Source organism: Aeromonas sp. 75A (genome assembly GCF_051919425.1).
In the GTDB taxonomy this organism is placed as follows: domain Bacteria; phylum Pseudomonadota; class Gammaproteobacteria; order Enterobacterales; family Aeromonadaceae; genus Aeromonas; species Aeromonas veronii.
Genome location: NZ_JBQBES010000002.1, coordinates 3388678 through 3403813, shown reverse-complemented (window position 1 = coordinate 3403813; position 15136 = coordinate 3388678). Strand labels below are relative to the sequence as shown.

The 15136-nt window shown below is 56.9% G+C and carries 19 protein-coding genes; 1 reads left to right on the top strand and 18 read right to left on the bottom strand.

Annotation, left to right across the window (positions count from 1 at the left end; translation table 11 throughout):
* Positions 1–38: 38 nt before the first annotated feature.
* Entirely contained in the window at positions 39–383 is a 345-nt protein-coding gene (locus ACTG2T_RS15980) for a Grx4 family monothiol glutaredoxin (protein WP_005353650.1), read from the bottom strand.
* 288 nt (positions 384–671) lie between these two features.
* Here ACTG2T_RS15980 and sodB point away from each other — a divergent pair, with 288 nt between their 5' ends.
* Complete coding sequence (sodB, locus tag ACTG2T_RS15975) at positions 672–1256, top strand: superoxide dismutase [Fe] (RefSeq protein ID WP_069555634.1); 585 nt, start codon at positions 672–674, stop codon at positions 1254–1256.
* 112 nt (positions 1257–1368) lie between these two features.
* Here sodB and ACTG2T_RS15970 read toward each other — a convergent pair whose 3' ends face one another.
* The 17 genes from ACTG2T_RS15970 to ACTG2T_RS15890 form a co-directional block, all read right to left on the bottom strand.
* Positions 1369–2181 (bottom strand): MlaA family lipoprotein, encoded by an 813-nt coding sequence (locus tag ACTG2T_RS15970; protein ID WP_005334673.1) that lies wholly within the window; start codon positions 2179–2181, stop codon positions 1369–1371.
* A gap of 85 nt (positions 2182–2266) precedes the next feature.
* The gene (gene ccmI / locus ACTG2T_RS15965; protein WP_330125058.1) at positions 2267–3535 is read right to left on the bottom strand and encodes a c-type cytochrome biogenesis protein CcmI; all 1269 of its coding nucleotides are present in this window, start codon (positions 3533–3535) and stop codon (positions 2267–2269) included.
* Entirely contained in the window at positions 3532–4011 is a 480-nt protein-coding gene (locus ACTG2T_RS15960) for a cytochrome c-type biogenesis protein (RefSeq protein ID WP_330125057.1), read from the bottom strand. The genes ccmI and ACTG2T_RS15960 overlap by 4 nt, the downstream gene beginning before the upstream one ends.
* An 11-nt stretch (positions 4012–4022) precedes the next feature.
* A complete protein-coding gene (locus ACTG2T_RS15955) occupies positions 4023–4553 on the bottom strand; it encodes a DsbE family thiol:disulfide interchange protein (protein ID WP_005353655.1) in 531 nt (176 codons plus the stop codon).
* On the bottom strand, positions 4550–6505 hold the full coding sequence (locus tag ACTG2T_RS15950) for a heme lyase CcmF/NrfE family subunit (protein ID WP_110302514.1): 1956 nt from the start codon (positions 6503–6505) through the stop codon (positions 4550–4552). Before ACTG2T_RS15950 ends, ACTG2T_RS15955 begins: the two co-directional genes overlap by 4 nt.
* 82 nt (positions 6506–6587) lie before the next feature.
* Entirely contained in the window at positions 6588–7079 is a 492-nt protein-coding gene (ccmE, locus tag ACTG2T_RS15945; RefSeq protein WP_005334685.1) for a cytochrome c maturation protein CcmE, read from the bottom strand.
* Positions 7076–7282: a heme exporter protein CcmD gene (gene ccmD, locus ACTG2T_RS15940; protein ID WP_330125056.1), complete on the bottom strand. Its 207-nt coding sequence runs from the start codon at positions 7280–7282 to the stop codon at positions 7076–7078. Before ccmD ends, ccmE begins: the two co-directional genes overlap by 4 nt.
* Before the next feature lie 2 nt (positions 7283–7284).
* Entirely contained in the window at positions 7285–8025 is a 741-nt protein-coding gene (locus tag ACTG2T_RS15935; RefSeq protein ID WP_005334687.1) for a heme ABC transporter permease, read from the bottom strand.
* Positions 8026–8195: 170 nt separating this feature from the next.
* Positions 8196–8864 (bottom strand): heme exporter protein CcmB, encoded by a 669-nt coding sequence (ccmB, locus tag ACTG2T_RS15930; protein WP_005353658.1) that lies wholly within the window; start codon positions 8862–8864, stop codon positions 8196–8198.
* 4 nt (positions 8865–8868) lie between these two features.
* Positions 8869–9513 (bottom strand): cytochrome c biogenesis heme-transporting ATPase CcmA, encoded by a 645-nt coding sequence (gene ccmA / locus ACTG2T_RS15925; RefSeq protein ID WP_113740466.1) that lies wholly within the window; start codon positions 9511–9513, stop codon positions 8869–8871.
* Positions 9514–9711: 198 nt separating this feature from the next.
* Positions 9712–10089 carry a DUF2802 domain-containing protein gene (locus ACTG2T_RS15920; RefSeq protein WP_005334692.1) on the bottom strand — a complete coding sequence of 126 codons (378 nt, stop codon included), beginning with the start codon at positions 10087–10089 and terminating at the stop codon, positions 9712–9714.
* Between the two features lie 28 nt (positions 10090–10117).
* Positions 10118–10606 (bottom strand): chemotaxis protein CheW, encoded by a 489-nt coding sequence (locus ACTG2T_RS15915; protein ID WP_005298836.1) that lies wholly within the window; start codon positions 10604–10606, stop codon positions 10118–10120.
* 69 nt (positions 10607–10675) lie between these two features.
* Positions 10676–11548 carry a chemotaxis protein CheW gene (locus ACTG2T_RS15910; protein WP_330125055.1) on the bottom strand — a complete coding sequence of 291 codons (873 nt, stop codon included), beginning with the start codon at positions 11546–11548 and terminating at the stop codon, positions 10676–10678.
* Complete coding sequence (locus ACTG2T_RS15905; protein WP_330125054.1) at positions 11545–12339, bottom strand: ParA family protein; 795 nt, start codon at positions 12337–12339, stop codon at positions 11545–11547. Before ACTG2T_RS15905 ends, ACTG2T_RS15910 begins: the two co-directional genes overlap by 4 nt.
* Before the next feature lie 4 nt (positions 12340–12343).
* Positions 12344–13264, bottom strand: a complete 921-nt coding sequence (locus ACTG2T_RS15900; RefSeq protein WP_330125053.1) for a flagellar motor protein MotB — start codon at positions 13262–13264, stop codon at positions 12344–12346.
* Between the two features lie 2 nt (positions 13265–13266).
* Positions 13267–14004, bottom strand: coding sequence for a flagellar motor protein (locus ACTG2T_RS15895; RefSeq protein WP_330125052.1), 738 nt, complete (start codon positions 14002–14004; stop codon positions 13267–13269).
* Positions 14005–14006: 2 nt separating this feature from the next.
* Positions 14007–15122 carry a protein-glutamate methylesterase/protein-glutamine glutaminase gene (locus ACTG2T_RS15890; RefSeq protein WP_139477251.1) on the bottom strand — a complete coding sequence of 372 codons (1116 nt, stop codon included), beginning with the start codon at positions 15120–15122 and terminating at the stop codon, positions 14007–14009.
* Positions 15123–15136 lie beyond the last annotated feature (14 nt).

Sequence of the window (15136 nt, the reverse complement as noted above, 5' to 3'; positions counted from 1 at the left end):
GGAGCCTATAAGGCTCCCTCTCGACAACACAGAACCGATTACTCGGCTGCAGCATCATCTTTCTTGTACTTGGCAGCAGTCTCTTTGATCAGAGCCTGCAACTCGCCAGCCTGGAACATCTCGATCATGATGTCACAGCCGCCGATCAGCTCACCCTCAACCCACAGCTGGGGGAAGGTCGGCCAGTTGGCGAATTTTGGCAATTCAGCGCGGATATCCGGATTCTGCAGGATATCAACGTAGGCAAACGGCTCGCCGCAGGACATCAGAGCCTGGGAGGCCTGGGCAGAGAAGCCACAGCTGGGTAGCTTGGGGGAGCCCTTCATGTAGATGATGATGGGGTTGTCAGCCAGCTGCTGCTTAATCTTTTCAATAGTTTCCATAGGTGCCTCACTAGAGCGATTTCGGCGGCCATTCTACTGCAATCTTGCCCGAGCACAAACTGACAAAGGGGTGACCCGGCTCGAATTGCGCAAAGAACCCACACAGGATTGATCGCGATCATGGCGCCAATCAAGAGTTGTTAGGCCATCTTTGATACTGCTACAATCCCTTGGCTTTGGGCTACCCAGCCCCATCATTTTAAAAACAACTCTTTTCAAATATAGAAAAGAGTACGCAATGTCTTGCAACCGTCGCCTTCGCACGGTCCAGCCAATGGAGAGTAGAAAATGGCATTCGAACTTCCCGCTCTGCCCTATGCAATCAACGCTCTGGAACCGCACATCTCCCAGGAAACTCTGGAATATCACCACGGCAAGCACCACAACACCTACGTGGTCAACCTGAACAATCTGGTGCCGGGTACAGAGTTTGAAGGCAAGTCTCTGGAAGAGATCATCAAGACCTCCAACGGCGGCATCTTCAACAACGCCGCCCAGATCTGGAACCACACCTTCTACTGGCACTGCCTCTCCCCGAATGGCGGTGGCGAGCCGACTGGCGCCCTGGCTGATGCCATCAACAAGGCATTCGGCTCCTTCGCCGAGTTCAAAGATGCCTTCACCAAATCAGCCATCGGCAACTTCGGTTCCAGCTGGACTTGGCTGGTGAAGAAAGCTGACGGCACTCTGGCTATCGTCAACACCTCCAACGCTGGCTGCCCGCTGACTGAAGCCGGTACCACCCCACTGCTGACTGTTGACCTGTGGGAGCACGCCTACTACATCGACTTCCGCAACCTGCGTCCGAAGTACATGGAAACCTTCTGGGCTCTGGTTAACTGGGAATTCGTGGCCAAGAATCTGGCTGCCTAATCAGCTTCGCTTGCCAAAACGCCCCGCTCTGCGGGGCGTTTTTTTATCTCTATGTGGCTGCGAGAATGAATAAGGCGCCCGCAGGCGCCTTTTACATATCGAGATAGCCCGTTTACTGGTCCAACTCGTCCATATATTCATCCAGATTGGCATCGTCGGCCTGCTCTTGCTGAGACGCTTTCAGCTCGGTCTGCTTGCCCGTCACCTTGCCCTGGTTATATTGCAGGTAGAAGTCCTTGGTCAGCGCATAAGGATCGAGGGAGTTGTCGATGATCCGCTCCTGATCGATCAGCTTGGCGCGTGTGCCCAAGCCATCCAGCGCCCAGTGTGCGACCTTCATCGGGAAGGTCAACAGGGCATAGGGGAAGTAGAAGCTGTCAATCGCATCACCAACCAGCTCCCGGGTGGTGGTCGGACCGTAGACAGGCACCATGATGTAGGCACCATTACCGATATCGGCCCTGCCCAGCACTGTATCCATTTCCAGCTTGTTGCGCTCGAGGCCGGCATGTTTGGCCACATCGAAGATACCCAGCAGACCGACCGTGGTGTTGAGGGTAAAGCGCCCCAGGTTGGTGCCTGCCCCTTTCAAATCACCTGTGATCAGATGGTTCACCATGCTGCTCGGTTCATCAAAGTTGGCAACAAAGTTGGCAATGCCATCCTTCACCCCTACCGGAATGTAGCGGGCATAGGCATGTACCACTGGACGTGCCACATAGGGCTCCAGCACATCATAGTTGACCGCCCACATGGCCCGGTTGGCCCCCTGGAAGGGATCGCGGGGATCGGCCGCCGTACTGGTGGCACCCGGATTATTCATGCCGGGATTGAGATCCAGACTCTCTGGGCCAGGCTTGGGTGGGCCACCGGCACAGCCAGCCAGCAAGAGGGCTGCCAGTATGGCCCCTGAACGAAGATACATATGATTGTCCTGACGTTTTATTTTGATTTATCAGAAGTATAGATAACCCGGCACCTATCCAGGGGCCGGGTTATCCAAAGGCATATTAGAGGGCGTGATCGATGCGGATGTCAATCGGAGCAGCAGGGATCTCGGCCGTCTTGACCGACACGGATACTCCTTCGAAGGCTCCTTCCTTGTTCATCACATTGCCACCGCGCGAGAGACGTGCCTTGAACTGCAGCTCCGGATAGGCCGCCAGTTTGCTGCCTTCCATCATGGCATCGCCATCCCCGAGCGACAGGGTAACAGGCAAGGTTGGCCCTGCGATACGCTTCACGGCGATGGGCATGGGCGGCCCGTTGGGCACCACGGCAAAGACGAAGAGATGGGCATCTTCCGGCATCTGAATGCCCGCCGCCAACGTGACGTGGATGGGGAATTCCCCCTCCTTCACCGCGAGCGGTTTTCCCTCAACTGCGCCCGCTTTGGCTACGCCTGAATTCGTCACCTCGATGCCGCGCTGCTTGAGCTGCGCGCGGGCATACTCCATGGAGCGCTCGACCATCACGTAACGGGGAGTGCCTTTCTCCATCAATGGCAACATCGCCTGCCAGCGAGCCAGCGCGGTCTGGAAGTCCTCTTTTTGCAGCGCCATAAAGGCATAGACGGAACGCGCTTCAATATTGTCCGGATCCTGCGCGATAGCAGCCTGCAACAGGGCATCCGCTTGCGCCTCATCCCCCGTCATCATCAGCGCCTGCGCATAGGGCACCGCCACCAGCGATTTCTGGGGGGCAAGCGTGTAGGCCCGCTCCAGCGCCTCGCTGGCCATCTCGGGATCATTGCCATCCAGCGCCAAGCGTCCCAGCAGCAGCCAGCCACGGTAGTCGTTCGGTTCATCCTTGAGGCGGGTACGCAGTGCCAGCGTGAAATCCAGCAGATCCTGCTCGGTCACCTGGGCATCCCGCTCCACCAGAATGCGGTTGCTCAGCTCGCCAAGACGGCTGCTGGCATCTTGCCAGCGACTCACCTCTTGCCAGGAGCCCAACTTGTAGTAGAGCCCCAGACTCACCACCAACAGCACCAGCACACCCGGGATCCAGATCAGACTCTTGCCACTGCGGGCAGTCTGCTCCACATCGGGAATATCATCCAAGAGGCTTCGTTGCAGCTCGACCAGCGAGTCGGACTCCTCAGCCAGGACACCCTGCTCGCGCTCTTCACCAATCTCCAGCAGCCGCTGACGATAGAGCTGTTTGTTGAGCGCCGAGCGACTGATGCTCTGTTTGCCTTCACCACGCCACAGCGGCACGACGAGCGCCAGACTCACCAGCACCAGCAAGCCCGCAATCACTATCCAAAAAGCGGTCATTGTTTCTCTTCCTCTTTGAGCAGCTCGGCCAGTCGGCGCTGCTCCTCCTCGCTCAAGGCGTTATCCAGTTGTTTTTTCACCGCAGGGGGCCGGCGGCTGCGCATCACGACCACGGTGCCACCGATCAGGATCACCAACAGCGGGCCGAGCCAGAGGATCAGGGTGGAGGCCATCAGGGGCGGGTTATAGAGGATAAAGTTGCCGTAGCGGGCCACCATGTAATCCACTATCTCCTCTTTATCCTTGCCCTCGCGCACCATCTGGTAGGTCTTGTCGCGCAAGTCCTTGGCCAGCCCCGCATTGGAGTCGGCGATATCCTGGTTCTGACACTTGGGGCAACGCAGCTCCCTGGTCAGTTCGCGAAAGACCTGCTCCTGATTGTCGTTGTCGAAGGTGTAGACATCGATAGCGGCCATGGCCGGCGCTTGCACCACCCATCCCAGCAACAGCAGCAGGGAAGCAATAAATACTCTCATCAAGACTCCCCTCACTTCATGGCATCAAAGATGGGTTTGAGGGTCGACGCCCAGTTCTCGGGGTTGATGTCCCCCACGTGGCGATACCGGATGATCCCCTTGCTGTCGATAAAGAAGGTCTCCGGTGCGCCGTATACCCCGAGATCCAGCCCCAGCATGCCGTCCGGATCATAGAGGTTGACCTGATAGGGGTTGCCCAGCTCCGCCAGCCACTTGATCGCCTTGTCGCGCTCATCCTTGTAGTTCATGCCGATGATGGGAATACCCTGCCCCGCCAGCTGTTTGAGGTAGGTATGCTCGCCATAGCAGGTCGGGCACCAGGTGGCCCAAACGTTGAGCAACATGGGGCGACCGGTCAGGATACTGCGATCGTGCTGTTTGTTCAGATCGTAAATGTCCTGCAGGGTGAACACCGGCACCTCTTTGCCCACCATCACGGACTCAAGCTTGGTGGGATCGGAGTAGAGCCCTTTGAACAGGAACACAGCCCCCAGCAAAAAGACGATAAAGGGGATTAAAAACAACCAGGTCTTTTTGTTCATGCCTTGGCCTCCTCCTCACGACGGCCGAAACGGTAACGCTTGTCCAGCATCGCCAGCACGCCACCAATGGCCATAAAGACGCCGCCGAACCAGATCCAGCGCACGAACGGCTTGTAGTAGATCCGCACCGCCCAGGCACCGTTGTCGAGCTGTTCACCCAGCGCCGCATAGAGATCGCGGGTGATACCGGCATCGATGGCCGCTTCGGTCATCGGCATCCGGGTCACCTTGTACATCCGCTTCTCGGGCTTGAGCAGGGCGACCTGCTTGCCATTGCGGTGCACTTCCAGCACGCCCTTGAAGCCATCGTAGTTGGGGCCGTTCTTCTCTTTTATCCCGGCAAAGACGAACTCGTAATCGGCAAAGTGCACCCGATCACCCGCCTGCATTCGCAGATCCTTCTCGATGCTGTAGTTCTGGGTGCAGGCGATACCAATGATACTGACTGCCAGCCCCACGTGGCCGAGGATCATGGCCCAGTGGCTGTTGCCAAGCTTGCGCACACCGACTGCAAAGCTGTGCTTGTGGGTCGCCCGCGCCCAGGTCTCCTGCACGCTGGTGACGATGATCCAGGCGCCCAGACCAATCCCTACTGCCGCCCACGGCTTGAAGGTTTCGGCAAAGAGCAGCGGCAACAGCAAGGCTGCGGCCAGACTCAGCACCAGTGCCACAACCACCTTGCTTTTGAGTTCCCCCAGCTCCTGACGACGCCAGCGAAACAGCGGGCCAATCCCCAGCAGCAGGGCAAACGGGATGATCAGCCAGCTGTAGATGTGGTTGAAGAAGGGGGTGCCGATAGAGATGCTCCCCAGCCCCAGCTCCTTGTGCACCAGAGGCAACAAGGTGCCGAGCAGCACGGTCAGCAGACCTGCAACCAGCATGATGTTGTTGCAAAGCAGCAGAGTCTCGCGGCTCCAAAGCTCGTGTTTGCCGTGGCTCTTCACCTGCGAGCCTTTGAAGGCAAACAGCAGCAAGGATGAACCGATCACCGCCAGCAGGAAGCCGAGAATAAACAGACCGCGGGTCGGATCGGAGGCAAACGCATGGACCGACACCAGCACGCCGGAGCGCACCAGGAAGGTACCCAGCAGGCTCAGCGAGAAGGCGGAGAGGGCTAGCAGCACGGTCCACGCCTTGAAGGTGGCGCGCTTCTCGCTCACCGCCAGCGAGTGCAGCAGAGCGGTGCCCGCCAGCCAGGGCATAAACGAGGCGTTTTCTACCGGATCCCAGAACCACCAACCGCCCCAGCCGAGCTCGTAGTAGGCCCACCAGGAGCCGAGCACGATGCCAAGGGTCAGGAATACCCAGGCCGCCATGGTCCAGGGGCGCGACCAGCGGGCCCAGGTCGCATCAAGACGACCGGTCATCAGCGAAGCAATGGCAAAGGCAAACGCCACCGAGAAGCCCACATAACCCATGTAGAGCATCGGCGGATGGAAGATAAGACCCGGATCCTGCAGCAGCGGATTGAGGTCACGACCATCTACCGGGAAATAGGGCAAGGTGCGGGTGAAGGGATCGGAGGTGAACAGCACGAAGGCAGTGAAGCCGACCGAGATCAGCCCCAACACGCCGAGTACCCGAGCCACCGCATCGAGCGGCAGACGGCGGCTGAACATGGCCACCGCCGCAGTCCAGCCACCCAGGGTCAGAACCCACAGCAGCAGGGAGCCTTCGTGGGCCCCCCATACGGCGGAAATGCGATAGGCAAGCGGCAGCAGGCTGTTGGAGTTAGTGGCCACATACTGCACGGTGAAGTCGTTATCGATAAAAGCCCAGGTCAGGCAGAGAAACGACAGCAGCAGCAACAAGAACTGGGCATAGGCGAGCGGACGGGCCGCCGACATCATGCCAAGACGCCCCCAACTGGCGCCTAGCAGCGGGTAGCTGCCCAGCAGCAGGGCGGTGGCAAAGGCCAGGATCAGCGCAAACTGACCTAATTCCGGGATCATGAAGGCATTCCTTTCAATTGAACGGTGACAACAGCCGCACCACGCACGGCAGGCAAAGCGGAAAAGGCAAACACCACAGGGATCACTGCTTGGCTCCCTTCAACTGCGCCTCGGTATACTCCGGCTTGAAGTGCATGCCGTTGGTGGCATCGGCCACTTCCGGCGGCATGTAGTTCTCATCGTGCTTGGCCAGCACCTCGAACGCCTCTACGGTCGTGGCATCCTTGAGGGTGCCCTGGGCAACAATCCCCTGCCCTTCACGAAACAGATCCGGCAGGATGCCGTCAAACTCGACCTTCACCAGATGACCGCCGTTATCCACCAGCTTGAAGGCAACCTTGAGGCTCTGGGGATCCCGCTGCACCGACCCCGGCACGACCAATCCACCGATGCGCAGGCGCTGCCCCTCTTCCGGCTTGATCTTGTCCGGCCCCTTCCCCTCCACCAGCTCGCTCGGGGTATAGAAGAGGTCGATATTCTGACTGAGGGCGTAAAGCACCAGGCCGCTCACGGTGGCGAGGCCCAGGGTGATGGCAAGAATGATGGTGAGGCGTTTTTTGCGTCTCGGGTTCATAGGGTGTTCTCCATCTGCTGGGCCGCCTTGCGACGGGCCTCACGCGCCTGTTTGCTGCGCAACTCACCGAGCAGGCTGCGGGTTTTCATGCGGGTAGAAATGATGATGCCGGCCAGACACACCAACGTCAGGCCAAAAGAGAGCCAGACATAGAAGGCGTAACCGCCCATCGCCATAAAATCACTGAAAGAGGCAAAGTGCATGCTTACTTCTCCTGCTCTGCAATCTCTTTGACCCAGGGGCGATGCCACTCCCGCATCAGGAGTTCATTGCGAAAACGCATCAGGGTCAGGGCCCCGAGAAACGCGGCAAACGCCAGAATCATGATCAGCAGCGGCCAGAGCATCTCGGGTGAAATGGAGGGTTTGTCAAATTTGGTGATGGTGGCCCCCTGATGCAGAGTGTTCCACCACTCCACCGAGTAGTGAATGATGGGCAGGTTGATCACCCCGACCAGCGCCAGAATGCCGGCCGCACGGCCAGCGACCACCTTGTCGCTGAAGGCGTTGTAGAGAGCAATCACGCCGAGGTAGAGAAACAGCAGGATCAGTTCAGAGGTGAGCCGTGCATCCCACACCCACCAGGTACCCCACATCGGTTTGCCCCAGGCGGCACCGGTAAAGAGGGCAATAAAGGTAAATACGGCGCCGACCGGCGCAATGGCTGCAACCGTCATGTCCGCCATCCGCAGCTGCCACACCAGGCCGATAAAGGCGGCCACCGCCATGGTGGAGTAGGCCCCCATGGAGAGAATGGCGGAAGGCACGTGGATATAGATGATCCGGAACGAATCTCCCTGCTGGTAATCCGCTGGCGCAAACGCGAGGCCCCAGACAGTACCGATCACAAACGAGAGCAGACTAATCACCGCAAACCAGGGCAACAGCGTGCCTGCCAGCTGATAGGCACGCTCCGGTTTGGCATAAGGGTGCAACCATTTCCACATAGCTCACAAAACCTTTTTGTTATTAATCGTTTGGCGAGGCCTACCATACCGACCGCAGGGCAGCATCAAATACCCCGAAAGCAATAAGCGGCACTCTCCTTGATCCATCGCAACATTATTTTTTGCAAAAAGACTCCGTTCGGAGCCAAATCCGGTTCAGCTCACGGCCATCAGTTGAGGCTGACCCGCAACGCCGCCGACACAGCCAGCGGTGTCAGTGTCAGAGCCCCCACCAGCATGGCGGCCAGAATGGCAAGCTGCCCACCATAGGGCAAGCTCATCCCCGCGGCATCGATGGCTGAGGTGGCAAAAATCAGTACCGGAATATAGAGCGGCAGGATCAGCAGACTGAGCAATACCCCGCCTTTGCGCAATCCCACCGTCAACGCGACCCCGACCGCGCCGAGCAGGCTCAATACCGGAGTGCCCAGTGCCAGCGTCGCGACGACGGCCAGATAGGTGTTCATATCCAGCGACAGCAAAATCGCCAACAAGGGAGAGATCAGCAGCAGCGGCAATCCGGTCAGCAGCCAGTGAGCGACCACTTTCGCCAGCGCCAGCAAGCCCAGCGGATGAGGCATCAGCATCATCTGCTCCAGCGCGCCATCGGCAAAGTCGTCGCGAAACAGCCGCTCCAGTGACAGCATGGCCGCCAATAGCGCCGCCACCCAGATGATCCCCGGGGCAATACGGGCCAGCAGTTTGGGCTCCGGGCCAATCCCTAACGGAAACAGGGTGATGACGATGAGAAAAAACCAGAGCGGGTTGAGAATATCGGAACGCTGGCGCAGAGCCATCAGCAGTTCACGGTGAATAAGGTGCATAACAGCGCGCAACATGGCGTTACTCCTGCAATGTCGAGGCGAAGGGGGTCAACGAGATAGTCTTCAGCCGTCCCTGCATCAGGGTCAGATCCTGATGGGTGGTGAGGATCACCATGCCGCCCCGCTCGGCGTGTTCCAGAAAGAGCTGCTCGAGCACCTTGACCCCTTGCTTGTCAATGGCGGTAAAGGGCTCATCGAGGATCCAGAGTGCCGGTTTCTGTGACAGCCAGAGTCTGGCCAGAGCCACCCGGCGTTGCTGACCGGCAGAGAGTTGCCCAGTCGGGTTCTCTTCAAAACCGGCCAGCCCAACCCGGGCCAATATCTGCCACAAGTCAGTCTCTGTCTGCTGCGGGTGATGCAACTGCTGGTAGAACTTCAGGTTTTCAAAAGGGGTCAGCGCCGCTTTGACGCCCGGCTGATGGCCGAGATAGAGCAGATTGGCGTGATACTCATCACGACAGTGACGAATATTCTCCCCATTCCAGCACACCTCACCGGCAAACGGCTGCGACAGCCCGGTCAACAACCGCAACAGGCTTGTCTTGCCGACCCCGTTGGGCCCTTCAATTTGCACCAGATCGCCGGGCGCAACAGAGAAAGAGAGGTGTTCAAACAGAGTGCGATCTTCGCGCACGCAGCTCAGATTGTTAACTTGAAGCAGCATGGGGATTTTTTCAGAGAAAATGAAGCGGTCTGCATCTTAACACAGTATTGGAATACGTCTTTTCAAAGATGCAACAATTGAACTGACTGGCGACCGGGATCACAAAGAAAATACGGTAGAAACCATCCGCTCAACTCAGCCGAGGGACAAGCGGCTGCACGCCATAAAATTCAGGAAGGCAATTGCCTTCCTGAATCATCAAGAGCGACCTTTTCGCAACGATATCAAGAGCTCAGCCTCTGCCTTTGGCAACTCGCACTCACTCATGACTTCATCAAGATCGGCGCCCAGTTCGACCATCTTTGCCGCGCGGCTGTAGAGCCTGCGTTCGGGATCCTGCATGGTCAGCTCTTGCTGGCGCTCATTGACCTGCTGCATCGCCCCTTCCACCGACTGCAGACGCTGCCCCATGCCAATGGCGCCGGTATGGAGTTCCATCATCTGCTTGCGCAAGCTTTCCAACTGACCTTGCAGGGTTGCCACACTGGCCTCGGACTCCTGCTTGCTGCGCTTGCTCTTGAACCAGATATAAGAGGCAAACGCCAAGGCAATCAGGGACATCCCCAAGGCAACCATCTCGATTATCAAAACATCACCTTACTTATCAGAGGGAACCGATATCTTCCCACTCTTCATCGGAGAGCAGCTTGTTCAAGTCAACCAGGATCAGCAGTTGCCCATCGCGGTTGCTCACTCCCTGAATAAACTTGGCGCTCTCTTCAGTACCGACCGCAGGTGCCGCATCGATCTCGGAAGAGCGCAGATAAACCACTTCCGCCACGCTGTCGACCATGATGCCGATCACCTGCTTCTCTGCCTCGATGATCACGATCCGGGAGTTTTCACTCACATCACCGGAAGGCAGACCGAAGCGGGAACGGGTATCGATGACAGTCACCACATTGCCACGCAGGTTGATGATCCCCAGTACGTACTCAGGCGCACCCGGCACCGGTGCAATTTCGGTGTAGCGCAACACCTCCTGAACCTGCATCACATTGATGCCGTAGGTTTCGTTTTCCAGTTGGAAGGTTACCCATTGCAGCACTTCATCTTCGGCCAGATTCTGTGCAATATTGCGCTTTTCTGTCATGTTTTTATTCCTTTTATGAAAACGTCTACTGCTAAAACTAGCAATAAAACAGCTCGATTGCAGAAGTTATCAGCGACCTTCTATGTTAACCCCACGCTCCAGCAACAGGAGCAGTTCGCGGACGTGTAACAGGGCACACATTTTTTCTTTGACCATGCCAGCCAACCAGGGGCGCTTGCCCTCCTGATGGCGCCATTTCACCTGGTCACGGTGTAACAATTCAGTCCCTTTGAGATGATGGCAGGCTAATCCCCACGGCGATTCACCAAGCATAATCAGATACTTGTAATCATCCATCTCAAGATGCTGACCCGGCATGACCCACTGGGCAGTATCGACCACATTCATCTTCTGCTCACGAGAGGTCATGATCCCCTTGTACCAGCCAGGCTGGCCAAACAGGGAGGTGATCTCACCCAACTGATGAATACCACCCAGCTCGGTCAACGGGACCGCAAACGTCACACCCGCGACTTCAAAGAAAAGGGCCTGAAACTCTTTGCCGGTATCGATATTTTCCCAAGCAACAGGTTCTCTGGCCTCTACCGGAGCAACCTCCAGCGCTGTCTCGGTCAGGATAGTCGTATGGGGCTCCGCAACCTCGGGGAGCAGCACCTCCGCAGGCCACTCAGGCTCCACCGGCAACAGTGACTCCTCCGCCACAATCTCCAGCGGTGCGGTGAGTGTTATCTCCTGGGTGAAGGCGTCATTCTCAAACTGGACTTGTCCCACCTGAGCCAACAGCTCACCGAGCTGGGCAAGCCTTGGATCGCTTTCGAGGTAAGGTGCGGCGACTACCTCGGGGACGCTTTGGGGCTGACGTTGCAACTGTAAAACAGGGGCAGATTGAACCTCTTCCACCTCATCCAGCACTAACGGCTCATCGAGCAGCAGGGAGTGGAAATAGTCATCCATCGCCCGAACTTGAATGGTATCTCTCATGCCGTCACCTCATGACCCCGTTGCCGCTCAAGGGCATCAAGATGATTGAGCAGCGTTTCATATGCATAGGTTCCACGACTCCCGGGAGAATAGATAGACGGGGGGATATGCAGCAAGCTGGCATCCCGAAACTTGGTATCAATAGGGATCACCGCATTCCAAACTGAATCTCCATATTGATCCTTGATCGACTTCAAGGTCATCAGAGAGGCTCGGGTGCGCTTGTCGAACATAGTCGGGATCACGGTATAACGGAACTTGTCACGCTTGGAACGCTGCATGATCTCGAATGTTTTCATCATCCGCTCCAACCCCTTGAGGGCCAGAAATTCGGTCTGGACAGGCACCAGAATGCGATCGCAGGCAGCCAGCGCGTTGACCATCATCACTCCCAGCACTGGCGGGCAATCGATCAGCACGTAATCATATTGATCCTGAATGCGCAGCAGTGCCCGTTTCAGTACCAGTCCCATCCCCTCACGATTGCCCATCACCCGATCAAGGGTCGCCAAGGTAATAGATGCTGGCAGCAAGTTGATATTTTCGAATTTGGTCTTGAGCGTCAGTTTATTGACAAGCTCGGCTGTCGGTTTGACAGCTTGAAACAACTCATAGAGGGTTCCATCCAGGCGATCTGAATCAAAATCAAGATATGCAGTCAGCGAAGCATGGGGGTCGGTATCAATCAACAGCACCCGCTGGCCACGCTGGGCCAGGATCCCCGCAAGCGAGACCACTGTGGTGGTTTTACCCACACCACCTTTCTGGTTGGCAACCGTCCAAACAATCACTGTATCAATCCTGCCTTGTTGTTATACGTATGCCACCACCGGGCAAGGTGATCACCTTTATCTCTCCTGCATCCACCGCCTGTTGTACAGCAGGAACCGGTTCAGCAACTACCGTAGGCGTTGCAACCACGGGTGCTGGCGGCACCCAGGCAAACTTGGAGATAGCGACCACAACCTTGCGATTCTGCAGTCTGCCCTGCTCGCTGCCGTTGTCAGCAAAGGGGGAAAACTCGCCATATGCCTCGAACGCCAGACGCTGGGGGGCGATCCCATCTGCAATCAAACCATTGAGTACCGCTTCGGCCCGAGCAGCAGAAAGCGCCCAGTTAGAACGATAAATTTCATTATTTATCTGTTGGTTATCGGTATAACCCCGAACCCTTACATAGTTATCGACCGGTTTGAGAATACTTGAAAGAGTATTAATGATCGGTGCAGCGTTTGGTCCCAAAAAGGCACTGCCGCTGCCAAACAACAACCCGGAACTAAGTTCTATCGTCAGCCAATTCTCATCTTGCGTCACTTTGACGATACCGGCATCCACCAGCGAGCCCATGCTCTGTTGCAACTGCATATCGAGTTTTGCAAGTGTCGCGCCATCTTGCAGCACTGGCACACCAGAAATAGGAGCAAGTGAAGGAGAGGGGGATGCTGGGCTTTCCAGCAATGATGGAGAGGCAGATACCGCGTTATCCAGCAGGGAATTACCCTGCCCTTCAAGCAAGCCATTGCCGCCAGACTGCATGACACTGAACGCCTGGCTCATACCATCAATCACCGCGCGATACTTGTCCTTGTTCACCAGCGCAACAGAGTAGAGCACCACGAACAAGGCAAAGATCAGCGTCATATAATCGGCATAGGAAACCAGCCAACGGTCAAGATGCTCGCGACCCTGCAAGTGCAACCGATAGCGCTTGCGCATGGCTACTCTCCTTTCAAATAGGCCCTGAGCCGGCGTTCAACCTGCAAGCCGTTTTCACCATGGGCGATAGCCAGCAGCCCTTCCAGGGTCATCTCCTGAAAGAGTGCATAGTGATAGTGAAATGCGCGTAGCCGATTGGCGATAGGCAGGTAGATTAGGTTGGCAAACCCCACTCCATAGATGGTCGCCACAAATGCCACTGCGATACCCGCCCCCAGTGCTGACGGGTCTTCGAGATGAAACATGGCCTGGATTAGGCCCAGCACGGCACCGATGATCCCGATGGTCGGACTGTACCCCCCCATAGCTTCAAATACCCTGGCGGCATGTTCATTGCGCTCCTGCTCGATATCGATGTCCGCTTCCAGCAGCATACGTATATCCTCTGTGGAGACCCCATCGACAATCATACCAAGCCCTTGGCGGGTAAAGTTGTCTTCCTCCTGCTCAGCCTGATTTTCAAGGGCCAGCAGCCCTTGCTGGCGCGCAAAGACGGCCCACGACTTCAACCGTTCGGCCTGCGTCGCGAGATCTTGGCGGGGAGGGGTAAAAATCCATAACAGCTGGCGCAACGCCAGCAAGATGTACTTGGCTGGGGTCTGCAACGTGACGGCACCGACGGTACCACCCAGCACGATCAAAAAAGCAGGGCCGTCCACCAGCGTCAACAGGGAGCCGCCATGCCACAGTTGGGCAATGGCAATAGCCCCCAATGCCAGGAGCAGACCGAGCAAGCCCATGATTAGCGCCCCAACTCAACCAGAATACGCTGGGCCACCTTGTCCAGAGGGAGTGATTCGCTGGCAATCCCCGCTTTGGCTACTGCTTGGGGCATACCATATACCACGCAGGAAGCCTCATCCTGAGCCCAGATGGTTGATCCCTGCTCTTTCAGCAGTCTGGCGCCATCACGGCCATCTGCGCCCATACCGGTCAACACAATCGCCAATACCTTGTCGGCATAGGTTTTGGCCGCAGAGGCAAAAGTGATATCCACACAAGGCTTGTAATTGACCTTGTCGTTGCCATCCACGATGCGAATGCGGGCCCCTGCACCACGACCTTCCAGCAGCATCTGTTTGCCACCAGGAGCAAGATAGGCATGCCCTGGTTTAAGCACATCGCCATCTTCCGCTTCCTTGACGCCAATCTGACATAACCCGTTGAGGCGGGCAGCAAACGCGGCGGTAAAAGTGGCTGGCATATGCTGGATAAGCAGGATGGGATGGGGAAAATCCCCCGGCAACTTGGTCAGCACATTTTGCAAAGCAACAGGTCCGCCGGTAGAAGTGCCGATCGCCACCAACTGATAACTCTTGCCACTGCGCTTGAATGAAGCACTTGGTACAGTACGTTGCAGGTCAGGCTGACGATCTGAAGTTCTGGGCGCAGTGCTGCCCAGCGGAGCACGAGCAACCGGTTCAGGTGCTTTGGGGCGGGCAGCGGATGTCATCAGGAAGCGCTTGCGAGAGATCTCCTTCACCCGCTGTTGCAACAGTCTGACCGCTTCATCTTTGTCTCTGGCAATGTCCTCAAACTTCTTGGGCAAGAAGTCCAGGGCACCGGCGTCCAGCGCATCCAGCGTAGCCTTGGCCCCTTCATGGGTCAGGGAGGAGAACATCAGAATGGGGGTTGGGCACTTGGCCATGATCTCCCGCACCGCACTGATGCCATCCATCACGGGCATCTCGATGTCCATGGTGATCACATCAGGGCGCAGCGACATCGCCTTGTCCACCGCCTCACGTCCATTCTGGGCCGTATCAATCACCGTCAGCATGGGATCCTGATTGATGATCTCGCTCACCCGACGGCGAAAGAAGCTCGAATCGTCGACAACTAATACCTTGACTGCCATTGTTGTTTTTCTAA